Annotated in this window: 1 protein-coding gene; it reads left to right on the top strand. The window is 60.4% G+C overall.

Annotated features, from left to right (window positions below):
- Positions 1-88: 88 nt before the first annotated feature.
- A partial coding sequence (locus FDX22_RS15690) for an orotidine 5'-phosphate decarboxylase / HUMPS family protein (protein WP_186805325.1) occupies positions 89-511 on the top strand: 423 nt, incomplete at its 3' end.

Genomic DNA, 511 nt, shown 5'->3' on the forward strand with positions numbered 1-511 from the left:
TGTGCTCAGCGATTTCTGCTCGGCGATGCGGTGTCTGCCGGTCTACCGCACTACAGGGCTACCACGCCCGCATTAAGGAGCACGAATGATGAGTCGACCATTACTGCAACTGGCGCTCGACCACACCAGCCTTGAAGCCGCACAACGCGACGTCGCGCTGCTACAGGAGAGCGTTGATATCGTTGAGGCGGGGACGATTCTCTGCTTAACCGAAGGGCTGAGCGCCGTGAAAGCCCTGCGCGCTCAGTGCCCGAATAAAATCATCGTCGCCGACTGGAAAGTGGCCGATGCGGGTGAAACCCTCGCGCAGCAAGCCNGGAAAGTGGCCGATGCGGGTGAAACCCTCGCGCAGCAAGCCTTTGGAGCAGGTGCCAACTGGATGACCATCATCTGTGCTGCGCCGCTGGCGACGGTAGAGAAAGGTCATGGCGTCGCGCAGTCCTGCGGCGGCGAAATTCAGATGGAGCTGTTTGGTAACTGGACGCTGGATGATGCCCGCGACTGGTATCGC

This window comes from Citrobacter sp. TBCS-14, assembly GCF_005280805.1.
Classification (GTDB): Bacteria; Pseudomonadota; Gammaproteobacteria; order Enterobacterales; family Enterobacteriaceae; genus Citrobacter; species Citrobacter gillenii.